Origin of the sequence: Leptolyngbya sp. KIOST-1 (genome assembly GCF_000763385.1) — a bacterium.
Classification (GTDB): Bacteria; Cyanobacteriota; Cyanobacteriia; order Phormidesmidales; family Phormidesmidaceae; genus Nodosilinea.
The window spans coordinates 3,005,081-3,021,657 of record NZ_JQFA01000002.1; the positions used below are offsets into that span (position 1 = coordinate 3,005,081).

General features: G+C 59.7%; 15 protein-coding genes. 12 read left to right on the forward strand and 3 right to left on the reverse strand.

All coding sequences use genetic code 11. The features are described from left to right. The first annotated feature begins 52 nt into the window (after positions 1-52). Positions 53-340: an Asr1405/Asl0597 family protein gene (locus NF78_RS13300; protein WP_052050347.1), complete on the forward strand. Its 288-nt coding sequence runs from the start codon at positions 53-55 to the stop codon at positions 338-340. Positions 341-345: 5 nt separating this feature from the next. On the opposite strand, the gene NF78_RS13305 is transcribed toward NF78_RS13300, so the two are convergent. After that, positions 346-582, reverse strand: a complete 237-nt coding sequence (locus NF78_RS13305) for a hypothetical protein (protein ID WP_197064830.1) — start codon at positions 580-582, stop codon at positions 346-348. 67 nt (positions 583-649) lie between these two features. Here NF78_RS13305 and NF78_RS32960 point away from each other — a divergent pair, with 67 nt between their 5' ends. From NF78_RS32960 to NF78_RS13325, 4 genes are all read left to right on the forward strand, one after another. Then, positions 650-1,570, forward strand: coding sequence for a hypothetical protein (locus NF78_RS32960; protein WP_197064831.1), 921 nt, complete (start codon positions 650-652; stop codon positions 1,568-1,570). Next, the gene (locus NF78_RS13315; protein WP_197064832.1) at positions 1,516-1,884 is read left to right on the forward strand and encodes a hypothetical protein; all 369 of its coding nucleotides are present in this window, start codon (positions 1,516-1,518) and stop codon (positions 1,882-1,884) included. The genes NF78_RS32960 and NF78_RS13315 overlap by 55 nt, the downstream gene beginning before the upstream one ends. Positions 1,885-1,926: 42 nt before the next feature. Next, positions 1,927-2,940, forward strand: a complete 1,014-nt coding sequence (locus NF78_RS13320; protein WP_035987064.1) for a hypothetical protein — start codon at positions 1,927-1,929, stop codon at positions 2,938-2,940. A gap of 174 nt (positions 2,941-3,114) precedes the next feature. Continuing rightward, on the forward strand, positions 3,115-3,516 hold the full coding sequence (locus NF78_RS13325) for a type II toxin-antitoxin system VapC family toxin (protein WP_263970594.1): 402 nt from the start codon (positions 3,115-3,117) through the stop codon (positions 3,514-3,516). A 236-nt stretch (positions 3,517-3,752) separates the two neighbouring features. Here the strand turns inward: NF78_RS13325 and NF78_RS13330 are convergent, their stop codons facing one another. Beyond that, on the reverse strand, positions 3,753-4,583 hold the full coding sequence (locus NF78_RS13330) for a reverse transcriptase domain-containing protein (RefSeq protein WP_035987067.1): 831 nt from the start codon (positions 4,581-4,583) through the stop codon (positions 3,753-3,755). Between the two features lie 294 nt (positions 4,584-4,877). Here NF78_RS13330 and NF78_RS13335 point away from each other — a divergent pair, with 294 nt between their 5' ends. Beyond that, complete coding sequence (locus NF78_RS13335; protein ID WP_035987070.1) at positions 4,878-7,550, forward strand: U32 family peptidase; 2,673 nt, start codon at positions 4,878-4,880, stop codon at positions 7,548-7,550. Between the two features lie 71 nt (positions 7,551-7,621). On the opposite strand, the gene NF78_RS13340 is transcribed toward NF78_RS13335, so the two are convergent. Next, positions 7,622-8,095, reverse strand: a complete 474-nt coding sequence (locus NF78_RS13340) for a hypothetical protein (RefSeq protein ID WP_035987071.1) — start codon at positions 8,093-8,095, stop codon at positions 7,622-7,624. 303 nt (positions 8,096-8,398) lie between these two features. Here NF78_RS13340 and NF78_RS13345 point away from each other — a divergent pair, with 303 nt between their 5' ends. The 6 genes from NF78_RS13345 (at position 8,399) to infB (ending at position 16,524) form a co-directional block, all read left to right on the forward strand. Next, entirely contained in the window at positions 8,399-9,031 is a 633-nt protein-coding gene (locus NF78_RS13345) for a hypothetical protein (RefSeq protein ID WP_035987073.1), read from the forward strand. After that, positions 9,024-10,592, forward strand: coding sequence for an ArnT family glycosyltransferase (locus tag NF78_RS13350; RefSeq protein WP_052050350.1), 1,569 nt, complete (start codon positions 9,024-9,026; stop codon positions 10,590-10,592). Before NF78_RS13345 ends, NF78_RS13350 begins: the two co-directional genes overlap by 8 nt. Positions 10,593-10,752: 160 nt before the next feature. Beyond that, positions 10,753-11,223, forward strand: a complete 471-nt coding sequence (gene rimP, locus NF78_RS13355; RefSeq protein ID WP_035987075.1) for a ribosome maturation factor RimP — start codon at positions 10,753-10,755, stop codon at positions 11,221-11,223. 66 nt (positions 11,224-11,289) lie between these two features. Further along, positions 11,290-12,798 (forward strand): transcription termination factor NusA, encoded by a 1,509-nt coding sequence (nusA, locus tag NF78_RS13360; protein WP_035987078.1) that lies wholly within the window; start codon positions 11,290-11,292, stop codon positions 12,796-12,798. 16 nt (positions 12,799-12,814) lie between these two features. Then, positions 12,815-13,099: a YlxR family protein gene (locus NF78_RS13365; RefSeq protein ID WP_035987080.1), complete on the forward strand. Its 285-nt coding sequence runs from the start codon at positions 12,815-12,817 to the stop codon at positions 13,097-13,099. 389 nt (positions 13,100-13,488) lie between these two features. Beyond that, complete coding sequence (gene infB / locus NF78_RS13370) at positions 13,489-16,524, forward strand: translation initiation factor IF-2 (RefSeq protein WP_035987082.1); 3,036 nt, start codon at positions 13,489-13,491, stop codon at positions 16,522-16,524. The last annotated feature ends 53 nt before the right edge of the window (positions 16,525-16,577 follow it).

The window sequence follows — 16,577 nt, forward strand, 5'->3', positions numbered from 1 at the left end:
AATAAGTTCAGGCCCCCTGGGGTCACCGCTATGGAGAGTCAGTCGAGTTAATATGCAAGCTTTAAAGTCAGACTACGCCGAGTTCGGGCCCGACCTGTACACCATTGCCCCAGCCAAAACCGTAGTTGAACTGGACCGCATCAATCGGTGGACGGTCTACCATCGCCTGCAAGCATTGGGTCTGGCCTGTGATTGCGGCTGCGATCGCCCCCTGAGCGTCGCGATCGATACCCCCGCTGCCGCTCTACAAGTCTGGAGCGTGGTGCAGGCCACCACCCAATCAAAGCTCTCTCTCACTGACCACCTGGAGCGCTGCTGGCAGCAAAGGAGCCTGCGATGAAAACCCTAGAGCTGGCGGCTTTCGTAGGAGAGGATGAAGAGGGCTTTGGTCAGGGTGCGATCGAGAGTGGGTTCGTTTTTGAGCCCTTCGAACAGCACCTTGAGGGCCAGCAGCAGAGAGGTGACCTGGCCAGGAATGGGGGGCTTGCCCTGGCGCAGGCAGGCGATAAAGGTGTCGGGCAGGTCGGCGCTGGTGCCAAGGGTTTGGCGGACCACAAATTCGCGAGCGGTTTCAAAATCCATAGGGATAACGGTCACTGAATAGGGTAACCGACGCTATATCTGCCTCAGTCTACCGCCTAGTCTGGATTTGAGCGCCAGGGATAGCCAAATCGAGGGGGAACCCTGGAACCGTGGGGCGCGATCGCCCTGCTCCACCATCTGTTACGGTTTCGTTGCAATCGGGCATGACAGTCCACCGAAGCCTCCGGCGGCACCCAGTCGCCCCGCTCCGCCGGTCGCCCCAACCGAGGCCAGCAGCGAAACCGTCGAGCGTCCCACTGCCTCACCGGTCAAACCCAAGCCCGAGCTGGTCAGCCCGGTATCGCGATCGCGCCCCGAACTAGAGGATCGCCCCGCCGATGCGCCAACCGAGGCCGCCCGTCCTCCTCGGCCAGTAATTCGCCGCGATCGCAGCAGCAGTCCCGACCGCCCGGTAGAAGGAGCTGCCCGTCCCACGATTCCCATTCGCGAAATCGACGCCGACGAGGACGTTCCCCGGCTGAAGCCCAAGCCCAAACTGCGGCGCCCCAATGCCGACGCCGAAACGGCCAGGGCCGAAACGGCCGCCCGCACCGAGACTCCCGGCGCTACCGACTCCATCTCTGTGCTGGGGGTCGGCGGACTCGATGAGTCCCAGCCGCGCCGTCCCTCGCCGCCGCGCCACAAGCGCGAAGAGCGCGAGGACGAGGATGACGATCAAAAGATGCGGGAAAAAGCCAGTAAGGCTGGCAAGACCAAGCGCCGTGGCCAGGGCGTGCTGGGTGAAGACGAAGAAGACCTCGCTCACCCTCTCGCCCCCACCTCACCACCCTCCTCCGCACCCGCCCCCAACTCGCCGCCGCCACCGCTGCGGGCATCGAGACCCTCTACTGCGAGTTTGAGAATCCGGCGACCTACAGGGATGCCGTGGACTGGTTCCGGGCCAATCGAATCAGCGACGCCCAGACCATCTGGGTGGCACCGCCCCGCATCACCAAGCCGCTGGAGACCTACATTCTGGAGCAGATGAAGCGATCGCAGGCCGATGGCTACCTGGTGCGCAACTACGACCACCTGGCCTACTTTGCGGGCCTGCCCTGCGTGGGAGATTTCTCCCTCAACGTCGCCAATGCCCTGACAGCGGATTACCTGCTGGAGCGCTACGGGCTGGAGCGCGTTACCGCCTCCTACGACCTCAACGCCGAGCAGCTGGTGGATTTGCTGGCCTCTGCGCCACCCGACTGGTTTGAGATCACCCTGCACCAGCACATGCCCATGTTTCACATGGCTAACAGGAGGCTCAATGATATCCTTGCTTGCCACTACAAGATAGTCACGCGATAATTTGCTAAAAGAATCCTGTTCTAGCCGAAGAGCCAAACAGCAATGCAAATTTCTCAAGCCGAATCCCGAATCCTCAAGAAAGTAATTCGTGCTTGGATTGAATCGGAATACAGCGATCTAGAAAAGCTTAATTGCCTCAAGCAAAACATTGATGATTGTGCCTGGAAGTTCGCTAAACGACTTAATTCTGAGATTGGACGGGCGGTGTCGCTTGACTTTATTTTTACAACAATTACAGAGACAATCTTAATCCTTTACCCAGAATATGATGCTAAAGAGCGCAATCGTCAGCAGGTGGAAGATTCAGAACGCAAACTCAGGGATGTATTAAAAGCTGAAGAACAACGTAAACAAAGAGAATTAGATGCCATATGTCGGCGAGAGGAAGAGGAGGAGCGCTGTAAACAAGAAGATATACTTGGCGGTGACATTAATCGGATAAGAGAGATTGTGCGAGATTGTGTTTGTGAATTTCTTGGGGAGGAACCTGGAGAAGAAATAGATGATGAGATCTTTTTCAATTGCTTTTACATCAATGAGTTTAGTAGTGAGCTGAATGACGCACAAGAACTCATTGAGATTAATATAGAAATTGAAGCGGCCCTTGAAGCCGCGATTAAGGGGAAAATTAATTTCCCAAATGAGTTGGCAGTAGGCTCAACGATCAATGAAATTGCTAAAGCTTACAGCTTCTATTTTAAGCACGGTAAATATCCGAAGAAATCTCATTTACATGGTTATGTGGTAGCAATTAGCCAACTAATCTGCCAATTAAAAATAGACGCTAAAATCTTTAAGGAAACATTGAAAAATATGAAAGCAGGAAAGAATTGGGGTGATGGTATCTCCATTTCAGCTGATGGAAGTTCACTATCAAACAAGCAAGAAGCCAATTCAGTGCTTGTAGGCTTTTTCATGAAACATGCACCGCCATGGTCTGGATCGATGAGAGCAAAAAACATAGAAAAACTTATTAGCGCGACTCAGGTTCTGATTGATAGCCCCAACTACTCATCTGACTATGGATATGACGAGATAGAACTGGATAAGGCATAGGGTAGACTTTGGCGACAAAGAATAATTACAGTTTTGTGAAGGCGTTTTGACGTAGCCTGGAGTCGGCAAGCTAAGATATAGGTAGTACCGCTTATTGTTTGCATGAGTGAAGCTGTCTACATCGAAACGAGCATATTAGGCTACCTCACTGCTCGACCCAGCAGAGACCTTGTTGTGGCTGCCAATATTGAGATAACCAGGGAGTGGTGGGATATTCGCCGAAGCAAATTCCAACTTTATACGTCTCAAGCAGTCGTAAAGGAAACTTCTCAAGGCGACGCTCAAATTGCAACTCAGCGACTCGAAATTATTCGTGATTTTGAATTGCTTGAACTGAATCAAGCTGTTCTTGATCTGGCAGAGCAATTTTTGGAACGTAGCAGTCTCCCTTCAAAAGCTGATGTTGATGCTGTTCACATCGCAGCCGCAACAATTCACGAGATGGATTATCTGCTCACATGGAACTGTAAGCACATAGCTAATGCTCAAATTCAGAGGAAGTTAGCAGAGATTAGTCTTGACTCTGGATATGAATTGCCGATTCTTTGTACACCCTATGAACTGCTGGGAGTTTGATTATGTATCAAGATGCAATCGTAGAAGAAATTCACCGAATTCGCGAAGAGTATTCCCGATCATTCAACCATAACTTAAAGGCACTTTTCGCAGATCTGCAAAAGCAACAGGCTGAGGGTGGCAGAAAAGTTGTGAATTTGTCGAGAAGGCGTGGTCTAATCGGGATAGGGAGAATCCTCACGAATCCCCCCTCCCACACCACCCATCGTGCGGCTCCGCAATGGGCGGTTCTCAACCTACCTGCTAGACGAAGTAATAGACTTCTCACCGTAACCCTGGGCGTTCATCCAAAGGTCGCGAATCGAGAGCAATCCCTCTTGTGCTAACCACTCATTGGTCATCCCCGTCTGCGTCGCTAAGGACCGCGACAACCGCCAATATCCTTTCCGGCTTAAGCCCGTCGAGAAGGCGTGTCGTCTCGGTGTCCCCAGTTTGAGCAGGTTGCCAATGCGCGTTCTCGGCCTACGCCACTGTTTCCAGTAGCACATCCGGATTCGACGCCTCAGCCACCCATCTAACTCGGGAATTGGCCCGTACAATTGGGAAATTCCAAAGTAGCCCATCCAACCCCGCAGATAGAGGCTAATCCGCTTCAGCCGATACTCCATCGACACTCGCCACCGCCGCGAGGTTAACCCCCGCAAGCGGTACTTGAGGTCCTGGAAGGCTCGCTCAGACCAAACAATGCGGATTCCCTGGAACGTAAATCCTAGGTATTCCAATCGCTCAATCCGTCGAACCCGGCTTTTCTGCGAATTCACCTTCAGTCGTAACACCTGGCTCAGATAGCGAGTCACGCTCGCCATTACTCGCCTGCCGGCTTGGGCTGATTTGACCAAAATGACCACATCGTCCACATAGCGGGTAAAGCGGTGGCCCCGGCGTTCCAACTCTTGGTCGAGGTCATCCAACAGGATGTTGGCGAGCAGCGGCGACAGGGGCGACCCTTGCGGTGTCCCCCACTCTGGGGCCTGTACTACCCCCTCGACCATGACCCCGGCTCGCAGGTATCGGCCTATCAAGGCTAGCAGGGTCTTATCCCGCACTTTGCGGGCGACTCTTGCCATTTGTCCATCTCTCGGCTCCTATGACTTGCGAGCATTTGGATGGCTGGTTCTCCCACAGGGGACTTTCACCCCATTAGTTCACGCCCATGCTGGGCGTACACAACACGTTGGAGCGGGCGGACGAGAGATCTTGGCGAGGATACAAAGGATACTAGCCGCCGCTCAACTTAGCCGTTAGCTGGCTTCCGGCGGTCCTCAGGGAACAAGCTCCTATGGGTTTCGACGACGCCCTGTTGGGCGGTGGGCCAAGTAGGATGGAAGAAGCCCTACTGCCTTTGTCTGTCGCTATTTCCTATGACTTCAACGCCGATCCATTCAGCCAGCCCAGAGGCGGGGGGCAATGCCACCTACGCCCTACCAGAACTGCTAGCCCCCGCTGGCAACTGGGAGTGCGCTCGGGCGGCCGTGGAAAATGGGGCCGATGCGATTTATTTTGGCCTCGATCGCTTCAATGCCCGCATGCGCGCCGAAAACTTTACCGAGGCCGATTTGCCGAAGTTGATGGCGTTTTTGCATCGGCGGGGGGTGAAGGGCTACGTGACGCTGAACACGCTGGTGTTTCCCGCAGAGCTGGGCGAAGCCGAGCAGTACCTCAAAACTATGATTGCGGCGGGAGTAGATGCGGCGATCGTGCAGGATATCGGCATTTGTCGGTTGATTCGCCACCTGTCGCCGGACTTCCCCATCCACGGCTCTACCCAGATGACGGTGACCAGCGCCGCCGGGGTAGCGTTTGCGAAGGAACTCGGCTGCCAACTGGTGGTGCTAGCGCGGGAGTGCTCGATCAAAGACATCACCAAAATTCAGGCGCAGCTGGGGGAGAAGAACCTTGCCCTGCCCCTGGAGGTGTTTGTCCACGGGGCACTGTGCGTAGCCTACTCGGGCCAGTGCCTGACCAGCGAGGCGCTGGGGGGGCGATCGGCCAATCGGGGGGAGTGCGCCCAGGCCTGCCGCATGCCCTACGAGCTGATCGCCGATGGGGAGCGGGTAGATCTCCAGGATCGCGCCTACCTGCTCAGTCCCCAGGATCTTTCTGGGCTAGCGGTGCTGCCGGAGCTGGTGAAAACCGGGGTGAGCTGCCTGAAGATCGAAGGTCGTCTTAAGGCCCCGGAGTACGTGGCCAACGTGACGCGGGTGTATCGGCAGTCGTTGGATCGGCTGGGGACAGAGTTGGGTCGTGGGTCTGGAGATCGGTTGGCGACACAGGATGAGGGCACGGCGCTGACCCACGCTACAGAAGGTGCGCCATCGCAACATTCCATTATGGGCGCTTCATCCACCCATCCACCCATCCACCCATCCACTCCCCACCCCCCTGCCCCCGACGATCGCTACCGTCTAGAAATGGCCTTCTCCCGCGGCCTCTACACCGGCTGGTTTGAGGGCATCGACAACCAGGCGCTGGTTCACGCCCGGTTTGGCAAAAAGCGGGGAGTGTTTTTGGGCGAGGTAACACGGGTGGATCGGGAAGCGGTGTGGATCCAGGCCCAAGCTCCGATCAAGCCAGGGGATGGGGTAGTGTTTGACGACGGCCACCCGGCGCAAAAGGAGCAGGGCGGGCGGGTCTACCAGGTGGATGTGTTCGGCCACGAGACCCGGTTGCAGTTTGGCCGCGATGCGGTGAATTGGCGGCGGGTCCACGTGGGCGATCGCCTGTGGAAGACCAGCGACCCGGCTCTGGACAAGGAAATTCAGCAGACCTACGGCGGCGACCAGCCCCGCTTTACCCGGTCCATCGCCATCGAGATTCACGGCGGCGTAGGGCAAGAACTGGTGGCGATCGCCCGCGACGGCCAGGGCCACATCGCCCAGGCGGTGTCCACCATGCCGCTGGTGGAAGCCCACTCGAAACCGCTGACAGGCGATCGCCTCACCCAGCAGTTTGGTCGCCTGGGCAACACCCCGTTTCATCTGGAGGCTCTGGACAACCAGCTCCAGGGCCATGTGATGATCCCCGTCAGCGAGCTGAACCGGCTGCGGCGGGAGCTGGTGGAGCAGCTGGAGGAAGTGCGATCGCGCCCCCGCCCCTGGACCCTAAACGAATTGGCATCTTTAGCCGATCTCCTTCCCCCCTCACCCCCTTCCCCCCTCACCCCCTCACCCTCTCGCCCCCACCTCACCACCCTCCTCCGCACCCGCCCCCAACTCGCCGCCGCCACCGCTGCGGGCATCGAGACCCTCTACTGCGAGTTTGAGAATCCGGCGACCTACAGGGATGCCGTGGACTGGTTCCGGGCCAATCGAATCAGCGACGCCCAGACCATCTGGGTGGCACCGCCCCGCATCACCAAGCCGCTGGAGACCTACATTCTGGAGCAGATGAAGCGATCGCAGGCCGATGGCTACCTGGTGCGCAACTACGACCACCTGGCCTACTTTGCGGGCCTGCCCTGCGTGGGAGATTTCTCCCTCAACGTCGCCAATGCCCTGACAGCGGATTACCTGCTGGAGCGCTACGGGCTGGAGCGCGTTACCGCCTCCTACGACCTCAACGCCGAGCAGCTGGTGGATTTGCTGGCCTCTGCGCCACCCGACTGGTTTGAGATCACCCTGCACCAGCACATGCCCATGTTTCACATGGAGCACTGCGTGTTCTGCGCCTTTTTGTCGGATGGCAAAGACTTTCGCGACTGTGGTCGCCCCTGCGAGAGGCAGTCGGTCACGCTGCGCGATCGGGTGGGCACCGAGCACGTGGTCATGGCCGATGCAGGCTGCCGCAACACCGTGTTCAACGGCGTCGCCCAAACCGGGGCGGAGTATGCCCAGCGGCTGATGCAGGCCGGAGCACGACACTTTCGGCTGGAGTTTTTGAATGAAGGGCCAGCGGAGGTGGAGCGGGCGATCGCCCAGTACCGGCAATTGCTGGCCGGAGACATCAGCGGTAGCCAGCTCTGGCGCAGCCTGAAAGTTCAGAGTCAGCTGGGGGTTACTCGGGGCCCTCTGGATTCAAGGCCTAGCAGGGGGTGAGATGGGTCAGGACGTAGCGGAGAATTCAGCCTGAAAAGTTCAAACTGAAGCATCCCGTTTAGTTCACCCATTTAGTTCAATAGGGTGTCGATGTCCTGGTCGCGCAGGTAGCCCACCAGCATGGGGCTGACCCCGGTCACCAGGGTGATAAACACCACAATCACCAGCTGCCCCAGGTTGAGGCCGCCCAGCAAGTCTCCCAAGGCCACGCTGTAGGACTGTTGCGAACCGATAAACCAGGCGTTGCAGGTCAACGACGTCCACAGATCGACAACTAGAGCCATTAGCCACACCAGGCGCAAGACCAGCAGCTGCAGCCCGTAGGCACTGTAGCGCTGTCGCCGCCGCCAGATGGGCCGAGTGGAAAAGTTGAACGCCACCACAATCAGCGTACCGATCACGGCCAGGCTTACCGCCACCAGGTTGCGGCTGTCTAAAATCAGCAAAATGCCCAGCAGGGTGGTGATTAAATCCCACACGGTGCTGAGCTGGAGAGCCGCCATCAGCACCAGTTTGCGGAGACTAGCAGGCTTAGACTCGTTCATAGGGCTACTCCCAAAAACGATAGGGCTGGGCCATAACTGGCACTGAGGCGCACCGATCGACCATCACTGCCGTTCGCAGGATCCCAGTAACGGCAGCGCTTGACCCTACTCTAAGCTCAGAACCTGCGATCGCGCGATCGCCCGATAGGTTTCTTCCCAATTTGTCTCGCCAGCTTACAGTCCCGCGCCCTCACCTGGATCACTCATGCCTGAGTCGGGCCAGCCGGCTATCAGGACCACCGTCGCCAGGTTCGGTAAAATGCTGGGGAATACTGACGTTAACCTGTAGTCCTGGTAGACAGTATGGCGATCAAATCCATTCAGTACGAAACGCTGCTCTCGGTCTGCACTGACCACGACGGCGCGCTAGAACTGCTCAAGCGCCATCGCCCCTACCTGGAGGCCGTACCCAGCATGCGGCGGCCCGAGGAAAGCCTGATTACGCTGCCGTTGCCCAACGTGCGGGTGCGCGAGGCCGTTCACCTGAATCCCCACGGGGCGGGAATGCCGCCCGGCGCAGTGGTAACGCTACCCTGCGATGTCGCCCTGCTGATGTGCGATCCCGAGTGGAAAATCAAAACGGGGGTCGAGATCTTTGTCTACATCCACCGGCCCCAGGAAGATTTTTCGGATTTGCTGATGCGCTGGCGGCACACGCAGATTTTGATCGATCGCGGCTACGAGTGGCTGCTGCCCCAAAAGTACCAGCACCTGCTCAGCGACGGCACCGACAAAAGCCACCCGCTGTTTGTGGTGTTTCCCGAAACGCCAGGGCACATTCTTCAGGGGTTGCAGGGGGCGGGGCTGCCCACGGTCATTCTGCCCTTCGATGCCGAGGTAATGGAACCGGCTGAGACCCCCAGTTCCCTTGACCTGGGCGACATTCCCGAGCTAGACGACATCGACCCCAGCGCCCTAGAGTCCCCCGATGAGTAAGCGCTGGCCTCTCTTTCAGTCCCCGGTCTGGCACTGGGGACGCTGGTTTTTGCTGGGCTTTTTGGCCCTGAGAATCGGCTTTTGGCTGACGGCTTTCCCCAACCCCGACGAAGCCTACTACTGGCTGTGGGGGCAGCGTCCGGGCTTTTCCTACTACGACCATCCGCCGTTTCACGCCTGGGTGCAGGGGCTGTTTTCGGTCCTGGGCCGATCGCCTCTGGTACTGCGGCTGCCCAACGCCATCAGCAGCGGCATACTGGGGCTTACTTTCTACCGCATCTGCCGCTATCTCTACGGCGACCAGGCCCGCGATCGCCTCTGGCTGGTGGTGCTGCTGGGCCTGTCATCGCCGCTGTTTTTCTGGTACCTGGGCCTGGCCTGGCACGACCACTGGCTGGTCACCTTTGCGGTGATCAGCAGCTTTTTGTTTGTGCGCTACGTGGATGAAGCAGTAACCAATCCGGCTGGGAGCGGCAGAGACCTATACGGTGCCGCTCTATTTCTGGGCCTGGCCGGCCTGTGCAAGTACAATGCGCTCTTCGTGGGGCTGGGCTTTTTTGCCCTGGTGGTGAGCGACAAAACGCGGCGGTCGCTGCTGCGCGATCGCCGCCTCTACCTGGCCCTGGGGCTGCTCCTGCTGGTGCTCTCGCCGATCTTGATCTGGAATATCCAGCACGACTTTTTTTCCTTTCGCTTTTACCGCGATCGCACCGCTGGCGGCGGGCTCAGCCTCAGCCTGCTCCAGCCCCTGGTGTTTCTGGCCCTGTGCGGCCTCACCCTCGGCCCCATCCAGACCTGGAGTATTGGCCGATTGATAGGAAATCGGGGACAGACCAACCTCACGCGAAACTCCTGCTACCCCGCCCTGGCCCTGTGGATCTTCGGCCTCTCCACCGCCGCCTTTACGGCCCTGGCTACGGTTTCGGTGGCGCTGTTCTACTGGAACATTCTGGCCTACCCCCTGCTGCTGCCGTTACTGAGCGATCGCTTTTATCGCCAGTGCATAGCGCCGGTGCGGAGGGGCCAACTGGCGATCGCCCAGGGGCTGGGGCTATTTGTGGCAGCGGCTTTGGTGACCTACTATACCGTAATGCCCTTCAGCGTCTTCCTGGACGCGCAGGACCCCGACGGCGCCGCCCTGTTTGGCTGGCCCCAGATCGCCCAGGCGGTCACCGCCCAGGCCGAGACTTTAGAGAATCCCATTCTGCTCACCACCGACTACCGCTCGGCCTCGGCCCTGGCCTACACCCTCAACCGATCCGATGTGCTGGCCATTTCAGGCCGCATCGACCAGTTCGACTTCTGGTACGATGCCCCCGCCCTGGAGGGGCGCAACGCCGTGCTGCTGGGTAACGCCTGGCACCCCATCTGCCCCACCCACCTGGCCATGTTTGATCGGGTCAGCCCACCCCAAACCGTGGAAATTCGCCGCTTTGGTCGGGTGCTACAAACCTACCAGGTGGTGCGCGGCTACGGATTTAGCGCTGGCCCGGAGGGCTATCCCCTCAGCCCCGACTACCCCCTCGCCTTCACCAGCGATGGCGAGCAGTGCGCGCCGTGATGCCAGTCCCCAACCAGCCCAGCGCAGCAGATCTCCCCATTACCCCCACAATCCGCTAAAATAAGGTTGCTCAAGCCCTCAGGTTTGGGTTCCTTTAGCAGCAATGTTTTGGGAGGTGGGTCGAGGCCCACTTTTTTATTGGCTTTATTTTCTGGGTTACATGGCACATCCCCTCATTCCCCAAGTGCTCGAGCTGGCGGCTCCCGTTGCCCAGGAGCTAGGGCTAGAAGTGGTTGAAGCGGTTTTTCACACCAACCAATCTCCCCCGGTGCTCCGCATTGACGTGCGCAGCTTGGAAAACGAAGACACCGGCCTCGACGACTGCGAAAAAATGAGCCAGGCCCTTGAAGCCGTTCTCGATACCACCGACGTCATTCCCGATGCCTACGTTTTGGAGGTATCCAGCCCAGGGGTCTCTGCCGCCCTGGAAACCGATCGCGACTTTGTGGTGTTCAAAGGCTTTATGGTCGAAGTCTCCCTCAGCGAAGCCCACAAGGGCAAACGCCAGTGGGTGGGTCAGCTGGTGCGTCGGGACGACGACGCGATCGTGCTCAGTCAGAAAGGAAAATCCACGGCCCTACCTCGAAACCTGGTCACTGCGGTGGAGTTGAGTGACCAAAGCCCTGACTAAGTCGCCCCCCGTTCCATTCAGTTTTTAGATTGCCCCCAGTTTTTATTGTCCAGAGGTGAGTAGGTTATGTCGCTAGTAAGTCTGCCCAATTTGCAGGAAATGATCGATGTCATTAGCCGCGAGCGCAATTTGCCCAAGCACGCGGTCGAAAATGCCCTGCGAGAGGCCTTACTGAAGGGATACGAGCGCTACCGCCGCACCCGCGAAATCGACACTCACTTCGACGAAGAATACTTCGACAACTTTGACATCGAGCTAGACGTTGACGACTACGACGACCAGGGCTTTCGGGTGCTGGCCACCAAAACTATTGTCGAGGAAGTCACCAGCCAGGATCACGAGATCGCCCTGGCGGAGGTGCGCGAAGTGGCCCCCGAAGCCCAGGCAGGCGACACCGTGGTCCTCGATGTCACCCCCGACCAACGCGACTTTGGCCGGATGGCAGCCATTCAGACCAAGCAGGTGCTGGCCCAAAAGCTGCGCGACCAGCAGCGCAAGCTGATTCAAGAAGAATTTCAGGATCTAGAGGGCAGCATTCTCTCGGCCCGGGTGCTGCGGTTTGAGCGCCAGTCGGTGATTATGGCGGTCAGCAGCGGCGTCGGTCAGCCCGAGGTAGAAGCCGAACTGCTGAAGCGCGACCAGTTGCCCAACGACAACTACCGAGCCAACGCCACATTCCGGGTGGCGCTGAAAAAAGTTTCCGAGGGCTCCCACCGGGGGCCACAGCTGCTGGTGTCGCGGGCCGATGCGGCCCTGGTGGTCGAGCTATTCACCAACGAAGTGCCCGAAATCGAGGACGAAATCGTCCGCATCGTGGCCGTGGCCCGTGAGGCTAACCCCCCTTCCCGCTCCGTGGGTCCCCGGACTAAGATCGCTGTAGACACACTGGAGCGCGATGTGGATCCGGTAGGAGCCTGCATCGGTGCGCGGGGATCGCGCATTCAGGTGGTAGTGAACGAACTGCGGGGCGAAAAAATTGATGTCATCCGCTGGTCACCCGACCCGGCCACCTACATCTCCAACGCCCTCAGCCCAGCGCGGGTCGATGAGGTGCGCCTAGTCAACCCTGACGATCGCCAGGCTCACGTGCTGGTGCCCGAAGATCAGCTCAGTCTGGCGATCGGCAAAGAGGGCCAGAACGTGCGTCTGGCCGCCCGCCTGACCGGCTGGAAGATCGACATCAAAGACTCCGGCAAGTACGACTACGCGGAGGAGGACCGCAAGATTGCCGATCTGATTGCCGCCAAGGAAGCCGCTGCCGCCGAGGCCGCTGAGCTGGCCGCCGAGGAAGCTGAAGCCGCTGCCTGGCGGGCCGCTGCCGCCGCCGAACGGGCTGCTGCCGAAGCCCGCGCCGCCGGTCTGGAGGTGGAGGCCGTCCCCGAAGACGAGGAGGACCTGGAGCTGGAGGCCGCGATCGCAGAGGCTCCTGCCCTGGAGTCTACCGCCCCGGCTCCAGAGCTGGCCGACGATGACCTGGCCGAGGATGACTTGGCCGACGAGCCCGAAGCTCTGGCGACGGATCTGGCCGATGCGGAAGCCGATGAGGAGACTGCGGCCACAACGGAGGAGGAATAGATATTCTGGAGTAGCGATGAAACCCAACTATCGACGCTGTGTCAGCTGCAGACGGGTCGGTCCCAAGTCCGACTTCTGGCGGCTGGTGCGGCTCTACCCAGACCGTACCGTGGGTTTGGAAACTGGCATGGGGCGTTCGGCCTACCTTTGTCCCCGGGCAGACTGTCTGCAGCAGGCCCAAAAGAAAGGCCGACTGGGGCGTGCCCTCAAAGCCAATGTGCCCGATGGGATCTACCAGACGCTCTGGCAGCGACTGTCGGCCGCTACAGTAGAGACTGGGACCGATGGGGAGGCGGTGTAGGGCTCAGCCCCGAGTCCAACTCACTCTGGCCCATCAGCGTGGCCCTCACCCCGCTGCCCGCGCGGAGTGAGGGAAAACGGTCGTGGGGCCAACGGCCATGGGGGTGTAATCAGCAGGCTTAACTAAAAATTTTTGCAAACGAGTTATTCCTGGGGCCGTTCCCTCTGAGATTCTGTTCATTGGGGAAGCAACTGATTACACTCATAGTATGGGTATCTGACTGACCCCCTCTCGGCGTCAGTAAACTTGCTTGGGGTCCCATGTGCACCTAGCCTTGGTTTACAATGCCTTGCTAGGGCTAACGTCTCCGTCAGAATGGTTTGATGTCGTTTTGTTGGACGAAGCAGGTTGGATTATGTAACAAGCTTGACTAGCGTAGGGAGTTGTGGATGAACGGCAAAGTGAGAATTTACGAGTTGTCGAAGGAATTGAATTTGGATAACAAGGACATCTTGGCGATCGCAAGTCGCCTCGATATTGCCGTGAAGAGTCACAGCAGCACCATTGCTGAGTCAGATGCTGACCAAATCCGTGCAGCGGCGCGTCAGTCTCGCGCCAACGGCGGGGCCAATCGCCCCAGCGGCGGAGCCAACCGTCCCGATCGGCCTCGTCCGGCAGCACCGGTGAAAAACAGTGCCCGTCCCGAGCGCAAGCAGCAAATTTTAGAAATTCGCCGTCACCGGGTTACCCCCAGGTCTGAGGCTGAAGCCGGCCCTCCAGCCCCCACCCCCCCAGCCCCGGCGGCCCAGGACAAGCCGTCTCGGCCCAGCACCGATAGCCTCTCCAAGCCGCCGAGCCGACCTGGAGTTGCTCCTCCCCGCAGCAACTCGGTTGACAGTCCACCGAAGCCTCCGGCGGCACCCAGTCGCCCCGCTCCGCCGGTCGCCCCAACCGAGGCCAGCAGCGAAACCGTCGAGCGTCCCACTGCCTCACCGGTCAAACCCAAGCCCGAGCTGGTCAGCCCGGTATCGCGATCGCGCCCCGAACTAGAGGATCGCCCCGCCGATGCGCCAACCGAGGCCGCCCGTCCTCCTCGGCCAGTAATTCGCCGCGATCGCAGCAGCAGTCCCGACCGCCCGGTAGAAGGAGCTGCCCGTCCCACGATTCCCATTCGCGAAATCGACGCCGACGAGGACGTTCCCCGGCTGAAGCCCAAGCCCAAACTGCGGCGCCCCAATGCCGACGCCGAAACGGCCAGGGCCGAAACGGCCGCCCGCACCGAGACTCCCGGCGCTACCGACTCCATCTCTGTGCTGGGGGTCGGCGGACTCGATGAGTCCCAGCCGCGCCGTCCCTCGCCGCCGCGCCACAAGCGCGAAGAGCGCGAGGACGAGGATGACGATCAAAAGATGCGGGAAAAAGCCAGTAAGGCTGGCAAGACCAAGCGCCGTGGCCAGGGCGTGCTGGGTGAAGACGAAGAAGACCTCGACGTGCTCGTTGATGAGCTAGACGAGGACGACGATCAGGTCACCGATGCTCAAAACCTGAGCGTTTCCCTGGCTCGTCCGCCCAAGCCCAAGAGCGCTGGTGGGGCCAAGCCCTCGTCGCCGACGGTGAAGAGTCACAAGCCGCAGCACCGCGAAAGCGGCGGCGGTCGCTCTCGTCGCGGACGCCGCGAAGCCCAACCCACCCAGGAACGGCCAGAATTTATCATTCTTTCCGAAGGTCTGACCGTCCATGAACTGGCCGAGCAAATCATGGTGCCCGAAACTGAGCTAATCAAGTCGCTCTTCTTCAAGGGCATTGCCGCCAACATCAACCAAACCCTGGACATCGAAACGGCCAAAATGGTGGCCGAAGAGTTCGAGGTCATGGTGGAAACTAGTCAGGTGGAGTCTGAGGCCAAGAAGGTCACCGAGATGATCGACGAAGCCGACCTCGACAGCCTGCAGCGGCGTCCCCCGGTGGTCACCATCATGGGTCACGTTGACCACGGTAAAACCACCCTGCTCGACTCCATCCGCAAGACCAAGGTGGCTCAGGGCGAAGCCGGTGGCATCACCCAGCACATCGGGGCTTACCACGTCGATGTGGACCACGCAGGCACATCCCACCAGATCGTCTTCCTGGATACCCCTGGTCACGAGGCCTTTACCGCCATGCGGGCGCGGGGTACGCGGGTTACCGACATCGCCATTCTGGTGGTGGCGGCAGACGACGGCGTGCGACCCCAAACCATTGAGGCGATCAGCCACGCCAAGGCTGCCGAGGTGCCGCTGATTGTCGCCATCAACAAGGTCGACAAGGAGACCGCCAACCCCGATCGCGTCAAGCAGGAGCTAATGGAACACGGGCTGGTGCCCGAGGAATGGGGTGGCGACACCATCATGGTGCCGGTCAGCGCTCTAGCGGGTGACAACCTCGACAGCCTGCTGGAGATGATCGTTCTCGTGGCCGAGGTCGAAGACCTTCAGGCCAACCCCGATCGCCCCGCCCGCGGTACCGTAATCGAGGCCAACCTCGACAAAGCCCGCGGTCCTGTGGCCACCCTGCTGATCCAGAACGGCACCCTGCGGGTGGGCGACTCCCTGGTGGCGGGTCCCATCCTGGGCAAGGTCAAGGCCATGCTCGACGATCGCCTGCAGCGGGTTCAGGTGGCGGGTCCCTCCTTTGCGGTGGAGGTGCTGGGCCTCAACGACGTCCCCGCCGCCGGCGACGAGTTTGAGGTCTACCCCGACGAGAAAACCGCTCGGGCGGTGGCCGACAAGCGCATGCTCGAGCAGCGCCAGTCCCGCCTCCAACAGGCTATGGCCTCCCGCCGCGTCACCCTCAACACCATCTCGGCCCAGGTGCAGGAGGGCGATCTCAAGGATCTCAACCTGTTGCTCAAGGCCGATGTGCAGGGGTCGATCGAAGCCATTCTGGCGGCGCTTCAGCAGCTGCCCCAGAACGAGGTGCAGATTCGAGTGCTGCTGGCCGCCCCAGGCGAAATCAGCGAAACCGACGTCGATCTGGCGGCCGCCAGTGGCGCGGTCATTATCGGGTTCAACACCACGCTGGCCCCAGGTGCCCGTCAGTCCGCCGATCGCCAGGGCGTTGATGTGCGTGACTACGAGGTGATCTACAACCTGCTCGACGACATCCAGGGGGCCATGGAAGGTCTGCTGGAGCCCGAAATGGTCGAAGAACCCCTGGGTCAGGTGGAAGTTCGGGCCGTGTTCCCGGTGCGCAAGGGGGCCGTAGCGGGCTGCTACGTGCTCTCGGGCAAGGTGACCCGCAACTGCAACCTGCGGGTTGTGCGCGGGGGCGACGTGGTCTATACCGGCAAACTCGACTCCCTCAAGCGGATGAAAGAGGACGCCAAGGATGTGGCTGCTGGCTTTGAGTGCGGTATCGGCATCGACAACTTTAGCGACTGGAAGGAGGGCGACATCATCGACGCCTACCGTCTGGTGACGAAGCGCCGCACCCTGGCGATGGCCTAGGACATTGCTGGGCGGTCCTGCCCGGCAATGCCCCCAAGTCCAGCCGCAGACGA